This is a genomic window from Caulobacter sp. NIBR1757, from assembly GCF_027912495.1.
In the GTDB taxonomy this organism is placed as follows: domain Bacteria; phylum Pseudomonadota; class Alphaproteobacteria; order Caulobacterales; family Caulobacteraceae; genus Caulobacter.
Map to the genome: position 1 here is coordinate 2,106,427 of NZ_CP115463.1, position 18,007 is coordinate 2,124,433.

Genomic DNA, 18,007 nt, shown 5'->3' on the forward strand with positions numbered 1-18,007 from the left:
AAAACCTCCGTCTGATCAATGGGTTGGTGAATATGTCTAGGCTGTAGGGACGATTTAATCATTTGAGCCAGAGCATGATGCAGGCGAGCTTTACGAAGCCCATGAAGGTTTGGGCGAGCTTGTCGTAGCGGGTGGCGATGCGCCGGCAGTGCTTGATGCGGCTGAAGAAGCGCTCGATGCGGTTGCGCTCTTTATAGATGTCCTTGTCGTAGCTGTGCTTGCGCAGGCGATTGCGGCGCGGCGGCACGACCGGATCACCACCTTGCTCGATGACCTTCGCGTAGAGGGGGTGGGAGTCATAGGCCTTGTCGGCGATGAGATGCTGGGCGGCCAGTCCGTCGATCAGATCGCTGGCCGGAGCCACGTCATTCTGCTGTCCTGGGCCGAGCATCAGCCGGATCGGCAGACCCAGGGCGTCTACGCCGGCGTGGATTTTGGTGCCGAATCCGCCGCGAGAACGGCCAAGCGCCTGGGCGTCCGGGCCCCCCTTTTTCGCCGCGCTCCAGCGGCTTGGGCGTGGGCCCGAATGACCGTGGCGTCGAGCATCACCCATTCCAGGTCAGGGTCCGCCGCCACCGCCGCAAAGATCTTGTCCAGCACGCCCTTCTCGACCCACCGGTAGTATCGCTTCTTGGCTCGTTCAACGGGCCCAAAGCGCTCGGGCAGATCCTTCCACCGGGCCCCCGAACGGGCCATCCACAACAGGGCGTCGATGAACAGACGCCCGTTGCTGCGCGGGCCCCGCTTGCCCTTGCGCCCACCTGGCACAAACGGCTCGATCCGAGCCCACTGATCGTCCCGCAGAACCTCGCCTTCCAAGGCCGCCTCCAAAAAGCAGCTTTGAATCAGAACCCGGAATCCATGGGAATCCTAAATCGTCCCTACAGCCTAGACATATTCATCGCCTTTTGACGCCTTGGGGGTCAGACATCATCGGTTGCGACACGCGGTGTAGGCCGGCGTGCAACCAAACCGGACCACAAATCCCGCCGGTCGGCCTACAGGTCGGCCTACGCGCCAGCCTACGGACGCGAACGCCAGGCCAACGCAAAACCCCACGCCGCAAGGGATTCCGCCGAGCCACCGGCCTCCGGGCCGATCGCCGGACTTTTTCGTAGGTCGGAGGCCCGCGGTATAATGGACGACCGCTTCGATAGCGGTTCACTCCTCCACCCGAAGATTCCCTTGCCAGCCGCCGCGCGCGCGGCGAATGTGGTTCGACGATGACAGAAACACCGTCCGCGGGGATTCTTCCCTGCCAATCCATCGAGGATCTGGTCGCGCAAGGCGCCATCACCTCGCTTACCCCGTTCGATGCCGACCAGGTCCAGCCGGCCAGTCTCGACCTGCGCCTGGGCCTGCGGGTCTGGCGCGTGCGCGCCTCCTTCCTGCCCGGCCGCCGAAAGGTTTCCGAGCGGCTGCCCGACGTCGCCATGCATGAGCTCGACCTGACGCGCGGCGGGGCCGTGCTGGAGCGCGGCTGTGTCTACATCGCCGAAATCCAGGAAACGCTGGCCCTGCCGCCCGGCATCTCGGCGCGCGGCAATCCCAAGAGTTCTTCCGGCCGGGTCGATGTTTTCGTCCGCTTGTTGACCGACCATGGCCACGCCTTCGATGACGTGGTCGAGGGCTATCACGGCCCGCTCTACCTGGAGATCGCGCCGCAGACCTTCTCGGTCCTCGTCCGTCCGGGCACCCGCCTCAACCAGCTGCGCCTCAAGCGCGGCAAGCCGCAGATCCTTGAGACCCGCAGCGTCGGCGTCGATCTGTCGTCCGGCATGGCCGGCTTCCGCGGTCGCCGCCACGCCGGGGTCATTGACCTCGACCATGAGGACGGTCACGACCCGCGCGACTTCTGGGAGCCGCTGGAGCCGCGCAAGGGCGAGCTGCTGCTTGACCCCAATGAATTCTACATCCTGGCCTCCAAGGACGACATCGAGATCCCCGTCCTGCAGGCCGCCGAGATGACCCCCATCGACCCGGCGGTCGGCGAGTTCCGCGTCCATTATGCGGGCTTCTTCGACCCCGGCTTCGGCACCGCGGAGACCGACTCGGTCGGCTCCAAGGGCGTGCTGGAGGTGCGCAGCCACGAGACCCCCTTCCTGCTGGAAGACGGCCAGACCGTCGCCCGCCTGGTCTACGAGCCGCTCACCGCCCGCCCGACCCGCCTCTACGGCGAGGACGGCTCGCACTACCTGCGCCAGGGGCTGAAGCTGTCAAAGCACTTCAAGGTCTGGAAATAGCACCTGAAGGGGGCCGTCTTGAGAGTTTTAGAGAAAGTTGGGCATCGCGATGTTGTGGCGTCGGGCGTCGCTGTGCTTTCATCTGAAGGCACCCTTACGGTAAATATTGAAGATATAAATTACATTTTTGAAATTAATTTAAGTTCTCTTCCTCCTAGTTGCTATACCGAAATTCCTAACAGTAAGTCTCTAAAGTTCAAAATATCTGGCTCTTTGGGTATAGCTGCTCAATGGGTGTTCGACAATGTCGGGACCATCAATGGCAATCACATCTCTTTGACCTTTGTGGCGGTTTCTTACACCGGGAACGCGCACTTTCCGCCGGGTGTGGAGATTAGATATACGTTCCTGGCGCAGCCGTTCTATCTAGCGGGGGTGGTTGGATGAGCGAGGCATTCGAGAATAGTGTCCCGGCTCATATGAACGCCGGATCCACGCTTCCATTTCAAATATTTGAGACGCGTCCAGATAGTATAACCTGGCATTTCATCTTTGATCATGAGCTGGATAAGTTGGTAAATATATCCAGACCCATTGCACTTGGGCTGTCGACGATGTTGCTGGGCGCGTTTTTGGGATTGCTGCCCTCGATCGCTGATGCGGTGCATCTTGCGGTAGTTCACAAGCCGGTGGGGCTCTTCAGCCTATTTTTGGTGGCAGTTGGAGTTGGATGTTTAGCGGGAGGAGGATTTTGCGGGTTCTTTGCGTTGCAGGGCCAGAGCGATGCAAATGCATTGAGAGATCTTATCAAGTCTCGCAATCTGCGCGCTGTCAACGAACCTCAAGGTCGCGGCTAGGAGTTGGGTTAGTCAGGTGAACTGGACGTAATGTCTAGGACGCTTGACACGCTCTTGGCCGAATGAGACAAGCACCCTTGTCATAACGACAAGGGTGGATGACATGGACAAGACAACGACCGGCCAAGGCCGCGCCGCACGCAGCCGCAATCAGCTGTTCCTCGCCTTCGCCGGGGCCGCCGCCGGTCTGGTTCTGGCCTTCGCCTCCCTGCGGATGGAAACCAGCGTGATCACCGCGATCATGGCCGTTGTCGGCTTCGTGGTCTCGGTCGCCTCAATGCAGGCCAGCCTGCGCTGGTGGAAGGAAGCCGACGAGGCGGTCAAGGAGGCCCACAAGACCGGCTGGTATTGGGGCGGCTCGGGCGGCCTGGCCGTCGCCGGCGGTCTGCTCGGGCTGCTGTTCGCCATCGAGCCGGACTTCTCGCTCCGGCAGTTCGCCCTGTTTCCCGGTGACGCGGGCCTGATGGCCACCGGCCTGCTGATCCCCGTCGTCCTCGCCTTCGTCGGCTACACCATCGCCTGGGCGGCGTGGTGGCTGCGTAATCGCTAGAAGGAGCGTTCCCGATGACGTCCCGCGCCATGAGCCCCGCCGTCCGCCGCTACATGAAACGCTTCATTCCAAGCATGCTGCTCTATGTGGCCGTGCTGGTCGGCTCGCTCTTCGCCATCAAGCGATTGCACCCGGAGGGGCCGCTGCTCTGGGCCCTGGCCGTGGCGCCCGCGCTGCCGATCCTGGTGGTGATCTGGGTCATGGGCCGATACCTGATCGAGGAAACCGACGAGTTCCTTCAGGCGATGGCGGTGCAGGCCATGCTCTGGGGCATCGGCATCACCCTGGCGGTGGCGACGGTCTGGGGCTTCCTGGAAAACGCCGATCTGGTGCCGCACCTCTCCAGCTTCCTGATGTTCCCGCTGTTCTGCGGGGCCATGGGCCTGTCGCAGCCCTTCATCTGGAGACGTTACCGGTGAAGAACCGCCTGAAAGTCCTGCGCGCCGAGCGCGACTGGAGCCAGGCTGACCTCGCCGACCGGCTGGAGGTCTCGCGCCAGACCATCAACGCCATCGAGACCGGCAAGTACGATCCCAGCCTGCCGCTGGCCTTCAAGATCGGCCGCCTCTTCGAGCAACCCATCGAAACCATCTTCGACGACGGAGCGTCACAATGACCTCTTCCACCGCGTCCACCCGCCGCCTGACCGTGCGGAGCATCCTGGTCTGCCTGGGCCTCATCTTCGGCGGAGCCCTGGGGTTCGGCGTCGGCAAGCTCATGAAGTCCGGCGTCATCGATGTCTCGTCGATGAGCTGGTCCGACGAAGCCGCCGGGGTGATCGCCGTCGCCCTGATGGCGCTCGGCCTGATCATCGGCCTCGTCAGCCTCAATCGCCGCGCCGCCGGCCGGATGATGGATCCCGAAGGCGAACGGCCGGCGACGGTCGGTCAGGCCTCCTTCTATCGGCAGCAGGGACTGGTGCTCTTCCTGGCCGGCGCGATGATGGCCGCGCCGGTTGTCGCCGTGGCGGTATTCGACCCGTTGCCGTTCCCGATCGCCTCGGCGGTCATGCTGGCCGTCGTCGCCGCCTTTTTGGCCCAGACGGCCTACAACCTGCTGGTCTGGCGCCGGGCCGACGAGCTGATGCGCCAGACCATCTCCCAGACCGGCGCCGTCTGCTTCTGGGTCCTGCAGGGCCTGCTGTTCCTCTGGGCGGCGGCGGAGAAGCTCAACCTCGCGCCCGCCCTGTCGGCCTGGGACATGATGACCATCATGATGGGCTTCTACCTGATCGTTTCCTCGGCGATGTCGATGCGCCGCGGCCTTGCCTGACCTTTTGACACCTCCCCGTAGGATTTCCCCGCCATGCTGCTCAAGACCATGCGCCTGCTCACCGTCATCCTGGCCTTCCTGGCCCCCGGTTTGGCCCATGCCGCCCAGCCGACCCGCTTCACTGTCGAGGTGCGCGGCAAGGGGCCGGATGTCATCCTGATCCCCGGGCTGGCCTCAAGCCGCGCTGTCTGGGAGCCGACAGCAAAGGCTCTCGAGGGACGCTATAGGCTGCACATCGTTCAGGTGAACGGCTTTGCCGGCAGTCCGGCCGGGGCCAACGCCCAGGGGCCGATTGTCGATGGCATGGTCGAGGAACTGGCGGCCTATGTCGCGGACAACAAGCTCGACCGTCCGGCCGTCATCGGCCATTCGATGGGCGGCTTCACCGGCCTGGCTCTGGCTCGCCGCCATCCCGAAAGCCTCGGCCGGCTGATGGTCGTCGACGCCTTTCCCTTCTTCAGCATCCTGATCCAGGCCAAGGACGCCGCCGCCGCTGAGCCGGTCGCGGCCCGGACCCGCGCCAACTTCGCGACCCTGAGCGACGAGGATCTGCTGAAGGTCCAGACCCGCACCATGAAGACGCTGGTCAAGAATGAGCAGGGCCAGAAGGACGCCGTCGCCTGGTCGATGGCCAGCGACCGCCAGGTGGTCGGCCAGGTGACCTATGAGGTGATGACCTCGGACCTGCGCGGCGAACTGGCCGCCATCACCACCCCGGTCACCGTGCTCTACGCCAAGGACGCCAGCATGGGGTTCGTCGGCGCCATCATCGGCGGCGTCTACAAGGACAACTACGCCGCCCTGAAGGGGGTCAAGGTCATCGAGATCGACAATTCCCTGCACTTCATCATGCTCGATCAACCCGAGGCTTTCCTCGGCGAAGTCGAGACCTTCCTGAAATAACTTCACACCCCAGACAGAGTGGAAAGCTTCATGTTCAAGCCCCTGCGGACCGCAAAGGTCCTGGCCGTCAGCGCCGTCGCCCTGCTCGGCATCGCCTGTTCCAGCGCCACGGCCGCGCCCCCCGTCGTCGCCGCCCCGCCGCAGGCTCCTGGCCCCGCCATGTGGGTCATCCGCGACGCGGATTCGACCATCTACCTGTTCGGCACCGTCCATCTGCTGCGGCCGGAAACCAAGTGGCGGACGCCGAAGTTCGAGGCGGCGCTCGCCTCGGCCGACGAGCTGTGGTTCGAGATCACCGACGGCGACGACGCCGCCAACATGCAGTCGCTGGTCATGAGCCTGGGCGTCGACCAGGCCAACCCGCTGTCCAAGAAGCTGACGCCCGAACAGTTCGCCCGCCTCAAGGGCGCCTCCGAGAAGGTCGGTCTCCCGATCGCCGGCGTCGAGATGATGAAGCCCTGGCTGGCGGCCGTCACCCTGTCGGTGCTGACCATGGTGAAGTCCGGCTTCGATCCCAATTCGGGCGTCGACAGCATCATCAAGAAGGGCGGCGAGGAGGCCAAGAAGCCTCTCAAGGCCTTCGAGACCTCCGAACAGCAGCTGCGGTTCTTCGACAGCCTGCCGGTCGAGATGCAGGTCGAGTTCCTGATGAGCAGCATCGACGAGCTGGACGAGAGCGCCGACATGCTTGACGGCCTGGTCAAGCATTGGGCGGTCGGCGACATCGCCGCCCTGGAGACCGACCTGGTCTCCGACATGAAGGGCGAGTACCCGGACCTCTACAAGGTCCTGCTGGTCGACCGGAACGCCGCCTGGGCCAAGGTTCTGGCCGAGCGCCTGAAGGGCAGCGGCGTCAGCTTTGTCTCGGTCGGCTCGGCCCACCTGATCGGCAATGACAGCGTGCAGACCTTCCTGGCCAAGGAAGGCGTCAAGGCGGAGCGCTACTAGGCGGTCAGCAGGGCCGTCAGCGGTTCGGGATGTGAGTAATAGGGGAACAGTCCGGCGCCGGGCAGTTCCCCGAAGCTCACGCCGGGCAGGTGACCGTAGACATCCTGGAGGCCGGGCATCGGCATCTCCGGAAACTCGATGACCCGCCAGCTGGCGCCGCCGACGACCTGTGGCGGCGTCCAGCCGCGGGCGAACAGGACCTGTTCGACGGCGAAGCCGCGGATGGTCCGCGCCGACATCGCCTGGCAATCGCGGATCACGCTGGTCAGCACCGTCGGTTCCTCGACGATCAGCCGGTCGGCCTCGATCGTCTGGGACGAGCGCAGGACGGTCTCGCGCAGCAGGCTGGTGCTGTTCTGGCGGCGCATCAACTCGGCGATCAGGCCGATGAGGTCGGGCTGGGAATAGAACAGCCGCTTCACCGCCCCCGTGACCGTATTGACCGCCCGCACATGGTCGGCGCCCGAGGCGTTGGGCCGCAGCAGCACCCCGTCCAGCACCTTGTCGGGATAGCGGGCGGCGAAGGCCAGGGCGGCGGCGGTGGCGTCATCGCGGGCCGCGATGCGAACCTGGCCAAGGCGCAGGGCGCCCAGAATATCGGCCATGTCGTCGGCGCAGGTGGTCAGATAGTCGCCCCGGTTCAGCTCGGTCAGGCCAAATCCCGGCCGCTGCGGCACGATCGGCCGCCAGCCCCTGGCATGCATCATCGCCACGAACGTCGGCGGCAGAGTGCGCCCGGTAATCGAGCCGTGCAGGATCAGGATCGGCCGCGACCCGCGCGGCCCATAGTCCCAGAAGGCGACCTGGCGCTCATCCCGGGTCTGGATGACCCGCAGCCGGCCCGACAGGCTCTCCGGCTGCAGCGCCGTCTCGGCCCCGTGGGTCATGGTCACCAGGGCGCCGGCCTCGGTGACGATGCGCACCAGGTCCCGGGCCCGGCCGACGCCGGCCTTGGCGTAGAGCGCCTTCAACTGGCCGCGGATCGTCGCCTCGCGCACGCCCAGCCTGGCGGCGATCTCGGGCGCGCTCAGCCCTTCGGCCGTCAGCGCCCCGACCCGCGCCTCGGCTGGCGTTGCGCCCAGCACCTTGGCCATCAGCGGCTTGAGGTCCGGCTCCAGGAAGATGTCGCCGCACATCAGGGTCATCAGCCGGCGGACGATGTCGCTGGTCCGCTTGACCCCGAGCCGCTTCTTGATCTTGCCCAGCGCCTCACGCGCCGTCTCGTAGCCGACCCCAATCCGTTCGGCGGCCACCTGCACCGTCGGCGCATCCAGCATCGCCTCGGCCAGCCGCGACTCCAGCGGCGTCAGCCCCAGCATGCCCGCCGCCTCCAGGGCGAGCGACTTGTCCCGCGAGGGGGCGAAGCAGATCAGCACGATGCGCTTGGCGCCGGCCAGGGCGATGTCCCGCACCTCGGCCGGCGCCGGCCAGTTGGCGATCGCCTCGGGTCCGGCGGCGCAGACGGCCATGGCGGCGCCCTCCACGCCATCGACCAGTCCCGACGCCTGACCCTGCCGGGCGGCCTGATGCGCCAGTCGGCGAAGGGCCGGATTGTCCCCGGGGGCGCCGAGCCAGTCCCGGAACCGACTGTCCGCGTAATGGCAACGATGATCCAACCCGACCACGGCCATGCCAAAGCCGGCCCGCGGCGCCAGGCTGGTAAAGGCGGAAGCGTTGACCACCGCCGCCATCTGCAGCGCCTCGGCGAGGGCTTCCGGATCGCGGTCGGCTGTGGTGTGCAACAGCTGCCAACTGTCGATCGTGGCCCTGCTGACGTCACCGGTGGCGTACCGGTCGAGCAGGCCGGGCGCGGTCTCTACGCTGTCAAACACGACTCTAGGCTTCCCGACAGGTCCCTCGGGCCTATGCCTAACATGGGTACTCGATATCAGGCCACTGTTTCGCGCAGGTAGATCGACCGCTTGGGGCTGGTCATCACCCGCTGCAGCATGGGCTCGAAGGCCTCCAGCGGCATCGACTCGAAGTTCGGATCGAAGGCTTCCTGGTCGAACAGGTGGCAGAACTGGGCGGTGTATTCGAAGTCCGGATGACCGCGGTACTGATCGCGCATGTTCCGGTCCAGGCCCAGGTGATGGAAGAAGTAATAGCCTTGGAAAATCGCGTGGTTGGCGACCATCCAGTGGTTCCGCTCGGAGACGAACGGCTGGACGATGGCGGCGGCGACGTCGGCGTGATTGCGCGGGCCCAGGGTGTCGCCGATGTCGTGGAGGAGGGCGCAGACGACGTATTCCTCGTCCATGCCGGCCTGATGGGCGCGGGTGGCCGTCTGCAGGCTGTGCTCCAGGCGGTCGATGGCGAAGCCGCCGCAGTCGCCCTTGAGCAGGTTGAGGTGGGCGATCAGCCGGTCCGGCAGGCCGCGCCCGAACTCGGCGGCGGCCTTGGAGATGTTCAACCAGTCCTCCTGGGTGCCATCGACCATGGCGTGGAACTTGGCCTGCGCTTCGTGCCCGTGCTCGCCGTCAGCCATCGTCTGTCCTCCCAAACACATGTTTGAGCCATGGTGCGGGAGGGGAGAGCGGGCGTCAATCTCGCTGGTGTGCCGCCTTTGTTGTCCGTGCGTTCCTGTAGTCCTTCCAGGCAAGCGCGCCGCCGACCACGGCGCCAACCATTGCGCCGCCGCCAAAGAGAAAGGCCGCCAGTCCTGTGGCGAAAGACATCAGCGTTGCACAGTCGAGCGCCGGCTGCGGCTCGCAGACGGTGGCGACTTCGGCCAGATAGAAGCCGGCAACCGAAAAGACCGGCGCGAACACCAGGGGAAGGGTGATCGCCAACAAACCCTTGAAAGCCGGCACAAAGCGAACGGCGGCCCAGCTCAGGGCGCTGGTCAGCAGGAAACAGGCGGCGAAGGCCAGCAAGGCGATGATGGCGTCGCTCCTAGTCGAGTGTCCGGAGGTACTTAGCGCTGGTCTCGACGCTCGGCCAATAGGGCTTGGGCGGAACGTCATGCTCGACGAAGAAATGCTCCACCCCGGCGGCGCGGCCGGCGGCGATGATGGCCGGGAAGTCGAGCGTGCCGGCGCCGACGTCGGTCATGGCGCCGTCAGGCAGGGCGTCCTTGAGGTGAAGAAGCTTCACCCGGCCGGCCAACCTGTCAATCATCGCCACGGGGTCTTCGCCGCCGGTCTTCAGCCAGTAGACATCGAGTTCGAAGAAGACGAGGTCCGGATCGGCCGTCAGCAGGATGTCGAAGGGCCGGGTTCCCTTCGAGGTGTCGAACTCGAAGTGGTGGTGGTGGTAGCAGGTGGTGAAGCCCTCGCCGGCCGCTCGCCGGGCGAAGGTTTCGATCTGGCCGACGACAGAGGGCCAGTCAGCGGTGTTCGGATCGACGAAGGGCATGACGATGAAGCGGCAGCCCAGGGTCTTTGCCACCTCCAACACCCGCTCGGGACGGTCGGTCATGTCGGCGAGACCGATATGGACCGACGGGCAGTCGAGGGCGATCTCGCTCATCCGGGCGGCCAGCGGGACGAAGTCCATCTCCAGCGGCGCGGCGAACTCCACCTCGTCGTAGCTTGTCGCCTTGATGCGCTCCAGCGTGCCGATCGGGTCTTCGGCGAAGGGCTTGCGCAGGGTGTAGAGCTGGAGACCGACGGGTTTCATCACAGGGCTCCTTGTTCGAGCAGGTCGGCGGCGTGGTTGGCCGTGCGGGCCGACAGCGCCATGTAGGTGAGCGAGGGGTTCATAGAGGCGCTGGAGGCCATCACCGCGCCGTCCGAGCAGAACAGGTTCGGCACGTCGTGCGCCTGGCCCCAGCCGTTGAAGACGGAGGTTCCGGGATCGCGGCCCATGCGGGCGGTGCCCATCTCGTGGATGCGGTCGCCTGGCGGGGTCAGGTAGGCTCCGGCCTCCTGCCAAGGCGTGATGTCGGTACAGCCGGCGGCGGCCAGCATGGCGGCGGAGTCGCGGGCCGCGTCCATCATCATGGCGTACTCGTTGGCCCCGTGCTCGCAGTCGATGACCGGCAGCGGGATGCCCCAGCTGTCCACCCGCGAGGGGGTCAGGGTGACCCGGTTGCCCGGGTTGGGCAGCACCTCGCCGAACGGGCCCAGATGCATGATCCAGACCTTCTTCGGCCGGCCTGACGCGTCGAGCTCGCCACCCTCGCGCCGCACCTTGCGGGCCCCGCCCTGGATGCCGAAGCCGCGCAGATAGGGCTTTTCCTCCTCGGTGATATTGCCATAGCGGGGGATGTAGATGCCGGTCGGCCGGTCGTTCTGCCAGGGCTGATCCTCGCAGCCGTGGAATGTGCCGACCACCTGCCCGCAGCTGACATGGTCCATCAGGTTGCGGCCGACCTGGTCGCTGCCGTTGGCCAGGCCGCGCGGGAAGGCGTCGGACCGGGAGTTCAAGAGCAGGGCGGCGGTGTTGATCGCCGAGGCGTTGAGGAAGACCAGCCGCGCCTCGTAGGTGACGCCCTGTCTGGTCAGCCGGTTGATCGCCCGCACGCCGGTGGCGCGTTTGGTCACCGGATCACAGGTCACGCTCTCGACGATGGCGTCGGTGACGATGGTCAGGTTGCCGGTCGCCCGGGCCGCCGGCAGGGTGGCGGCCAGCGAGGAGAAGTAGCTGCCGATCTGACAGCCGTGGTGGCATTTGACGTGCTGCTCACACTTCTTGCGGCCCACGTCCATCTGCGCCTTGGCGACCCGGCTGAGGTTGGCCGTGCGGCCCATGATCATCCGGCGGGTGGGGAAGGCGTCCTCGATCCGCGCCTTCACGGCCTCCTCGACGCAGTTGAACGGGAAGGGGGGCAGAAAGTCGCCGTCCGGCAACTGCGGAATTTCGTCGTAATTGCCGCTGACCCCGGCGAAGGCCTCGACATGATCGTACCAGGGCTCCAGATCCTCGTAGCGGATCGGCCAGTCGACGCCGTGGCCATCCGCCAGATTGGATTCGAAATCCTGCGGCGCCCAGCGATAGGACTGCCGGGCCCAGGTCAGGGAGCGGCCGCCGAGGTGATAGCCGCGGATCCAGCGGTAAGGCTTTCCGGGAACGGTCTCGTAGGGATAGTCGTGGTCGCTGGCCCAGAACTTCCGGTTGGAATTGAACAGGGCGTAGGAAACCCCCTCGTAGTAGGGGTAGTGCAGCGCCTTGTCCTCGTCGGACACCTGGTCCTCGTCGGGCCGCAGCCGCAGGGCGGTGTCCTTGCTGTAGTCGGGCCCGCCGTGCTCGATATCCGGCCCGCGTTCCAGCATCAGCACCTTGAGGCCGCGCTCGCACAGCTCCTTGGCGATCCAGCCGCCGCTGATCCCCGACCCCACGACAATCGCGTCGAACGCCATCGCATCCCCCTCAGGCCTGGTTGAACAGGTCTATCGCCTGCTTGAGCGCGGTGATCGGTTCGCCGCGCGGAATGAACTCGTGACCGACCCAGCGGTCGTAGCCCTGATGTTTCAGCATCCCGGCCACGCCGCGCCAGTTGATCTCCTGCCGGTCGTCCAGGTCGCGCCGGCCGGGCGCGCCGGCGGTGTGGATGTGGCCGATGATGTCGAGGTTGGCCTTGATGGTGCGGGAGAGGTCTCCCTCCATCAGCTGCATATGATAGCCGTCGTAGAGCAGCTTGAGAGCCTGCGAGCCGACCCCGCGCGCCACGGCGGCGCCGAAGGCGGTGCGGTCGCACTGCTGGCCGGGATGATCGACCTTGCTGTTGAGCAGCTCCATCAGCAGCTGCACCCCGGCGCTCTGCGCATGTGCGACCACCGGCGCGAGGCCCTCGACGCAGGCGGCGATGGCCCGGTCGTCACCGCCGTCGCCGATGCGGTTGCCGGCGAAGACGATGACCTGCTCGCAGCCGCCCTTGGCGGCGGCATCGATGTTCCGGCGCACTTCGCTCTGCAGGGCAGGGTGGCGAGACGGGTCGTTGAAGCCTTCCTCCAGCTTGTGGCCGGTCAGGGTGACGACCGACAGGCCGAGGTCCCGCGCCACGGGCCAGAGGTCCTCCGGCAGCATCTCGACGCCCTTGGCGCCGGCCGCCGCCGCTTGCGCCAGGAAGGCGGCGGGGTCGATCTCACGGCCCATGGTGAAGGACCACCAGGCAAAGCTCTGCCGCATCACTTCGCCCCTTCGTTCAGCGCGATCCAACGCCCGTCGCCGGCCGCACTGGCCACCGCCGCCTCGATGAAGCGCAGGCCATCGACGCCATCGCTGATGCCCGGCAGCATCGGAGCGGAGCCGCCGCCGATCAGGTCGGCCGCATCGGCGTAGATCTGGGCGAAGCCTTCGAGGTAACCCTCGGGATGTCCGGCCGGGATGCGCGTCGCCGCCTGGGCCGCCGGTGACAGGCCCGGCCCGCCGCGACGGAGAAGTTGAGGCGCCTCGCCGAGCCGCGCGTAGCGCAGCAGGTCCGGTTCCTCCTGGGCCCATTCCAGCGCCGCCTTCTCGCCGTAGAGGCGCAGGCGCAGGCCGTTGGCGACCCCGATGGCGACCTGGCTGGCCCACAGCTGGCCCCGTGCGCCGCTGGCCCAGCGCAGGCGGATCTGCACGTCGTCGTCGAGGCGCCGGCCGGGCACGAACCGCGAGGTCTCGGCGCTGACCGCCTGCGCCGTCTCGCCGGTGACGAAGCTGGCCAGGTGATAGGCATGGGTGGCGATGTCGCCCAGGGCGCCGCCGGCCCCGGCCCGGGCCGGATCGCCGCGCCAGTCAGCCTGCTTGTTGCCCGACTGATCGGTCGCCAGCCAGTCCTGGGCGTATTCCGCCTGCACTACGCGGATCGCACCCAGCATGCCCTCGGCGACCATCGCCCGCATCTGCCGGACCATGGCGTAGCCGCTGTAGTTGTGGGTCAGCACGAAGGGCGCGCCGGCCCGTTCCACGGCCTCGGCGAGGTCCAGCGCGTCGGCCAGAGACGTGGTCAGCGGCTTGTCGCAGATCACCGCGATGCCGGCCTCGAGGAAGGCCTTGGCCGGCCCGTGATGCAGATGATTGGGGGTGACGATGGCGACCGCGTCGATCCGGTCGGCGCGCGCCGCCTCCGCCCGCGCCATCGCCTGCCAGTCGCCGTAGCAGCGGTCGTCCGCCAATCCCAGCGACCGGCCAAACGCCTGTGACCGCACCGGGTCACTACTGAAGGCTCCGCTGATCAGGTCCCAACGGCCGTCCAGTCGGGCGGCCATGCGGTGTACGCCGCCGATGAAGGCGCCGTCGCCGCCGCCGACCATGCCCAGCTTCAGCCGCCTAGCGGTCAAGGCCCAGCATCCTGCGGTTGGCCGCCTGGTCGACGCCGGTGGCCAGGAAGTCGTCGAAGCTCTTGCCGGTGGCCTTGATGATGTGGTCGCGGATAAAGGGCGCGCCTTCGCGGGCCCCGTCGACCGGGTCCTTCAGGGCGCACTCCCATTCCAGCACCGCCCAGCCCTGGTAGCCGTATTGGGCGAACTTCGAGAAGATGGCCTTGAAGTCGATCTGGCCGTCGCCGAGCGAGCGGAAGCGGCCGGCCCGTTCCTTCCAGGGCGCGTAGCCGCTGTAGACGCCCTGCCGCCCGGTCGGCCGGAACTCGGCGTCCTTGACGTGAAACATCCTGATGCGGTCGTGGTAGAGGTCGATGTACTCGAGATAGTCCAGCTGCTGCAGCATGAAGTGGCTGGGGTCGTAGAGCAGGCAGGCGCGGGGATGGTGGTCCACGCGATCCCAGAACATCTCCACCGTCGTCCCGTCGAACAGATCCTCGCTGGGGTGCACCTCGTAGCAGAGATCGACCCCGACCTCCTCGAAGGCGTCGAGGATCGGCCGCCAGCGCCGCCCCAGCTCGTCGAAGGCTTCCTCGATCAGGCCGGCGGGCCGCTGCGGATAGGGGTAGAAATAGGGCCAGGCCAGCGAGCCGGAGAAGGTGACATGGGCGTCGAGGCCCAGCCGTCGCGAAGCCCTGGCGCCGAGTAGAACCTGCTCGACGGCCCAGGCCTGACGGGCCTTCGGGTTGCCCCGCACCTCGCGGGGCACGCCGCCGTCGAACATCTCGTCATAGGCCGGGTGAACGGCGACCAGCTGGCCCTGGCTGTGGGTCGAGAGTTCGGAGACCTCGACGCCGGCGTCGGCCAGAATGCCCTTGACCTCGTCGCAATAGGCGTCGCTCTCGGCCGCCAGCTTCAGGTCGAACAGGCGACGGTCCCAGGTGGGAATCTGCACGCCCTTGTAGCCCAGGCTCCCGGCCCATTCGGCGATCGACTTCAGGCTGTTGAACGGCGCTTCATCCGAAGCGAACTGCGCCAGGAAAATGGCCGGTCCCTTCACGTATCCTCCCGATGTCGTCTGTTCTCGTTGTTGCGCACAGCACACGACGCTTCGGTCCGGCCCGCAAGGGCTGAACGGCGTCGGGGCCTGCGAATTGTCGGGGAAATTGGAGCGGCCGGGGGGAATCGAACCCCCGACATTCAGCTTGGGAAGCTGACGTTCTACCTCTGAACTACGGCCGCATCGCCCGGCTGGGCCGGGGCCGCGCAACATAGCCAATTCGCTTAGCGCGGCAAGCCACTTCGCGACGCGGGCCGGCGGTGGTTGAATAAGGCATGAGCGGGCGGTTGCGAGCTTGGGCGGGACGGATGGCTGCGGGGGCGCTGGTGCTCGCCATCGCCTCGGCCGCGCCAATCAACGAGGGGGATGTTCTGCTCATCTCCCGTCCGTTGACGGCGCCGCCCTTCCATTTGCCTGATGAGCGGGAGTTGCTGGAACAACGCCTGCGGGCTCTGGCGATGCAGTTTCCGGGCGATGTCGGTATCGCCGTGCGGCGGCTGGACGCCGACTGGACGGTCAGCATCAATGGCGACAAGCCGATGCCGCAACAGAGCGTCAGCAAGCTGTGGGTGTCGATGGCCATCCTGGCGGCGGCGGACCGGGGCGAGCTTTCCCTCGACGAGCAGGTCACCATCCGCAAGGAGGACCTCAGCATCTTCCACCAGCCGATCCGCAGGTTTGTCGGCGAGTCGGGCTACAGCGCCTCGCTGCGCAGCCTGATGGAAGGGGCGCTGCAGCAGAGCGACAACGCCGCCAACGACGCGCTCGTCAAGCGGCTGGGCGGGCCGTTCGCGGTGCAGGTGGCCATTGTCGGCCGCAACCTCGACGGCATCCGCTACGGGCCCGGTGAGCGGGCGATGCAAACGGCGGCGGCGGGCCTGAGCTGGAAGCCGGCGTACAGTTTCGACCGCACCTTCTGGGAAGAGCGGGAGGCGCTTCCCGCCGCCAGGCGCAAGGCGGCGCTGGACGCCTATCTGGCCGATCCGCCGGACGCGGCGACGCCGGTGGGGATCGTCGAGGCGCTCAGTCGTTTGCGGCGCGGCGAGCTGTTGTCGGCCAAATCGACGACCCAAATGCTGGGGGTGATGGAAGGCAGCATCACCGGCGGCGGACGGCTTCGGGCCGGGCTCCCGGCCGGGTGGAAGGTCGCTCACAAGACCGGGACCGGCCAGGTGATGGGTTCGCTGGCGACCGGCTACAACGATGTCGGCCTGATCACCGCGCCGGATGGGCGGGTCTATGCCGTGGCGGTGATGGTCGGGGCGACGCGGCAGCCTCTGAAGGCGCGACAGGCCTTCATGGTCGCTGTGGCGCGGGCGGTCGCGGGCGAGGACCCGGGGGCGGCGCCCGACGGGACCGCCGAGACTGAAGCCGACTAGCCGGTCAGCCGCTGGGAGAGCGGGATGACGAGGGTGCAGGCCAGGCCCTGGGGCAGGTGTTCGACCTGAACCTGGCCGCCGAACTCGTGCTGGACGCTGGCGGTGATCAGCCGCGAGCCGAAGCCGTCTCGGCCGGGGGCGGTGACTTCCGGGCCGCCGCGCTCGCGCCAGATCAGGGTCAGGCTGCGGTCGCCATCGACGGTCCACAATACCTCGACGAGGCCCTCCGGCGCCGACAGGGCGCCGTACTTGACGGCGTTGGTGGCCATCTCATGCAGGATCATGCTCATGGTCACCGCCGAGTTCGGCGTCAGGCTGAGCGGGGGTCCGCTGAACCGCGCCCGTTCGCCGTAGGGGCCAAGGGTGCGCGCCACGACCTCGGAGAGATCAGCATTGAGCCAGGTGCGCTCAGTCAGCAGGTCATGGGCCCGCGACAAGGCGACCAGTCGCTCGGTGAAGGTCTCCAGCGCCGCCGGCTCGGAGCCGCTGAAGCTCTGGCGGGCGAGGGACTGGATCATGGCCAGGGTGTTCTTCACCCGGTGGTTCAGCTCGTTGATCATCACCTCCTGGCGGGCGGCGGCGGCGGTCTGCTCCTCCTCCCGCACCCGCAGGGCCAGCGAGGCCTGATGCAGGGCCTCGCGCACCTGGGCCGTCTCGGTCAGGTCGTCGGGACGGGTCTCGACGATGCGGTTTTCGGCGATCAGGGCGGCATCGGCGGCCAAACTGCGCACCTGCCGGGAAATCTGGACCGAGAATCCGATGGCCAGCAGCACGCCCAGGATCAGCAGGAGGCCCGTGGCCGCCGACAGACCGATGACTGACTGGGTGACGGCGGCATAGACCTCCGTGCGCGGCACCCCGACCACGAAGGTCCAGCCATAGTTGGGCGACCGGCTGAAGCCGGACAACGTCGGAACGCCGGTGAGGGTGTGACTCAGGACGACGCCTTCCGGCGACTTGGCCAGTCCCGCGCGCAGATCCTTGGTGGCCTTGCGTCCACGCAGCCGTTCACCATCCACCGACCGGGCGATCAGGCTGTGTTCACGATCGAGGATCGCCCCGGTCCAGGTCCTGGGCAGACGCTGGGAGCGAAAGATGCTCTCGAAGGCCGCGGGCTCCTGGACCAGGGACAGGCCATACAGCCTGCCCTTGATCACCACCGGCATGTTGATGGCGACGACCGGCCCGGGCACCATCTGGCTTGGAACCAGGTTGGAAACCGTGGTGCGGCCGTCGTTCAAGGCCTCCCAGGCGGCCGCGCTTCGATTGGGGCGCGGCAGGGGCGCGCCGGGCGCCGCGCGGGTGTTGATAATCTGACGCTGCTGCTCGGCGAGCAGAATCCAGGCGCTACCGTGCTTGACCGTCTCACGGGCCTGGCGCTCGAAGGCGGCCAGATCGCCGTCCTGCAGGGCGGGAGACAGGGCGAGGGTCTCCAAGGTGGCGACTCCCTGCGAGATCTGGCGGTCGGTGGCGACGGCCAGGGCGCGGGTGGTGGCGACCAGCTGTTGTTCGTAGCGGGCCTGGCTCTCGCGGAAGGCGTTGACGGTCAGCAGGACCATCAGGATCACCGCCGGGATGACCAGGCTCAGCGCCATCATGACCAGCCGGCTGCGCACACTGGGCCCGATGGCTTTGCGCAAGGCTGGAACGATGGATCGGGGAGATTGCAAA

The 18,007-nt window shown here is 66.8% G+C and carries 20 protein-coding genes and 1 tRNA gene; 10 read left to right on the forward strand and 11 right to left on the reverse strand.

The genetic code is table 11. The annotated features are described in order from the left end of the window. Window positions 1-58: 58 nt before the first annotated feature. A protein-coding gene (locus O5I81_RS10355; RefSeq protein WP_271065152.1) for an IS5 family transposase occupies window positions 59-819 on the reverse strand; the annotation gives its coding sequence in 2 pieces (ribosomal slippage) (window positions 59-495 and window positions 495-819; 762 coding nt in all). Window positions 820-1,223: 404 nt separating this feature from the next. Here O5I81_RS10355 and O5I81_RS10360 point away from each other — a divergent pair. The 9 genes from O5I81_RS10360 to O5I81_RS10400 all read left to right on the forward strand — a co-directional run bounded on the left by O5I81_RS10360 (window position 1,224) and on the right by O5I81_RS10400 (window position 6,713). Further along, on the forward strand, window positions 1,224-2,243 hold the full coding sequence (locus tag O5I81_RS10360; RefSeq protein ID WP_271068866.1) for a 2'-deoxycytidine 5'-triphosphate deaminase: 1,020 nt from the start codon (window positions 1,224-1,226) through the stop codon (window positions 2,241-2,243). Window positions 2,244-2,261: 18 nt separating this feature from the next. Further along, window positions 2,262-2,630: a hypothetical protein gene (locus O5I81_RS10365; protein ID WP_271068867.1), complete on the forward strand. Its 369-nt coding sequence runs from the start codon at window positions 2,262-2,264 to the stop codon at window positions 2,628-2,630. After that, the gene (locus tag O5I81_RS10370; RefSeq protein WP_271068868.1) at window positions 2,627-3,040 is read left to right on the forward strand and encodes a hypothetical protein; all 414 of its coding nucleotides are present in this window, start codon (window positions 2,627-2,629) and stop codon (window positions 3,038-3,040) included. Before O5I81_RS10365 ends, O5I81_RS10370 begins: the two co-directional genes overlap by 4 nt. Window positions 3,041-3,143: 103 nt before the next feature. Next, entirely contained in the window at window positions 3,144-3,590 is a 447-nt protein-coding gene (locus O5I81_RS10375; RefSeq protein ID WP_271068869.1) for a hypothetical protein, read from the forward strand. 14 nt (window positions 3,591-3,604) lie between these two features. Continuing rightward, window positions 3,605-4,009, forward strand: coding sequence for a hypothetical protein (locus O5I81_RS10380; RefSeq protein WP_271068870.1), 405 nt, complete (start codon window positions 3,605-3,607; stop codon window positions 4,007-4,009). Beyond that, the gene (locus tag O5I81_RS10385) at window positions 4,006-4,206 is read left to right on the forward strand and encodes a helix-turn-helix transcriptional regulator (RefSeq protein WP_271068871.1); all 201 of its coding nucleotides are present in this window, start codon (window positions 4,006-4,008) and stop codon (window positions 4,204-4,206) included. Before O5I81_RS10380 ends, O5I81_RS10385 begins: the two co-directional genes overlap by 4 nt. After that, window positions 4,203-4,862, forward strand: a complete 660-nt coding sequence (locus O5I81_RS10390; RefSeq protein ID WP_271068872.1) for a hypothetical protein — start codon at window positions 4,203-4,205, stop codon at window positions 4,860-4,862. The genes O5I81_RS10385 and O5I81_RS10390 overlap by 4 nt, the downstream gene beginning before the upstream one ends. A gap of 33 nt (window positions 4,863-4,895) precedes the next feature. Further along, window positions 4,896-5,765, forward strand: coding sequence for an alpha/beta hydrolase (locus O5I81_RS10395; protein ID WP_271068873.1), 870 nt, complete (start codon window positions 4,896-4,898; stop codon window positions 5,763-5,765). Between the two features lie 30 nt (window positions 5,766-5,795). Further along, complete coding sequence (locus O5I81_RS10400; protein WP_271068874.1) at window positions 5,796-6,713, forward strand: TraB/GumN family protein; 918 nt, start codon at window positions 5,796-5,798, stop codon at window positions 6,711-6,713. Here the strand turns inward: O5I81_RS10400 and O5I81_RS10405 are convergent. The 9 genes from O5I81_RS10405 to O5I81_RS10445 all read right to left on the reverse strand — a co-directional run bounded on the left by O5I81_RS10405 (window position 6,710) and on the right by O5I81_RS10445 (window position 15,139). Further along, the gene (locus O5I81_RS10405) at window positions 6,710-8,545 is read right to left on the reverse strand and encodes a hypothetical protein (protein WP_271068875.1); all 1,836 of its coding nucleotides are present in this window, start codon (window positions 8,543-8,545) and stop codon (window positions 6,710-6,712) included. The two genes, O5I81_RS10400 and O5I81_RS10405, sit on opposite strands and share 4 nt — an antisense overlap. A gap of 56 nt (window positions 8,546-8,601) precedes the next feature. Then, the gene (locus O5I81_RS10410; RefSeq protein ID WP_271068876.1) at window positions 8,602-9,201 is read right to left on the reverse strand and encodes an HD domain-containing protein; all 600 of its coding nucleotides are present in this window, start codon (window positions 9,199-9,201) and stop codon (window positions 8,602-8,604) included. Between the two features lie 55 nt (window positions 9,202-9,256). Then, window positions 9,257-9,589, reverse strand: a complete 333-nt coding sequence (locus O5I81_RS10415) for a hypothetical protein (protein ID WP_271068877.1) — start codon at window positions 9,587-9,589, stop codon at window positions 9,257-9,259. A gap of 19 nt (window positions 9,590-9,608) precedes the next feature. Then, window positions 9,609-10,334, reverse strand: a complete 726-nt coding sequence (locus tag O5I81_RS10420; protein WP_271068878.1) for a sugar phosphate isomerase/epimerase — start codon at window positions 10,332-10,334, stop codon at window positions 9,609-9,611. Continuing rightward, on the reverse strand, window positions 10,334-12,016 hold the full coding sequence (locus O5I81_RS10425; RefSeq protein WP_271068879.1) for a GMC family oxidoreductase: 1,683 nt from the start codon (window positions 12,014-12,016) through the stop codon (window positions 10,334-10,336). The genes O5I81_RS10420 and O5I81_RS10425 overlap by 1 nt, the downstream gene beginning before the upstream one ends. Window positions 12,017-12,026: 10 nt before the next feature. Then, window positions 12,027-12,785, reverse strand: coding sequence for a TIM barrel protein (locus O5I81_RS10430; RefSeq protein WP_271068880.1), 759 nt, complete (start codon window positions 12,783-12,785; stop codon window positions 12,027-12,029). Continuing rightward, entirely contained in the window at window positions 12,785-13,918 is a 1,134-nt protein-coding gene (locus O5I81_RS10435; RefSeq protein WP_271068881.1) for a Gfo/Idh/MocA family oxidoreductase, read from the reverse strand. The genes O5I81_RS10430 and O5I81_RS10435 overlap by 1 nt, the downstream gene beginning before the upstream one ends. After that, window positions 13,908-14,957, reverse strand: a complete 1,050-nt coding sequence (locus tag O5I81_RS10440; RefSeq protein ID WP_271068882.1) for a sugar phosphate isomerase/epimerase — start codon at window positions 14,955-14,957, stop codon at window positions 13,908-13,910. The genes O5I81_RS10435 and O5I81_RS10440 overlap by 11 nt, the downstream gene beginning before the upstream one ends. Window positions 14,958-15,064: 107 nt before the next feature. Next, window positions 15,065-15,139, reverse strand: a tRNA-Gly gene (locus O5I81_RS10445). Between the two features lie 126 nt (window positions 15,140-15,265). Between O5I81_RS10445 and O5I81_RS10450 the strand changes: the two genes are divergently transcribed. Beyond that, entirely contained in the window at window positions 15,266-16,336 is a 1,071-nt protein-coding gene (locus O5I81_RS10450) for a serine hydrolase (protein ID WP_271068883.1), read from the forward strand. Here O5I81_RS10450 and O5I81_RS10455 read toward each other — a convergent pair. Then, window positions 16,333-17,976 (reverse strand): HWE histidine kinase domain-containing protein, encoded by a 1,644-nt coding sequence (locus O5I81_RS10455; RefSeq protein WP_271068884.1) that lies wholly within the window; start codon window positions 17,974-17,976, stop codon window positions 16,333-16,335. The two genes, O5I81_RS10450 and O5I81_RS10455, sit on opposite strands and share 4 nt — an antisense overlap. Window positions 17,977-18,007: the final 31 nt, after the last annotated feature.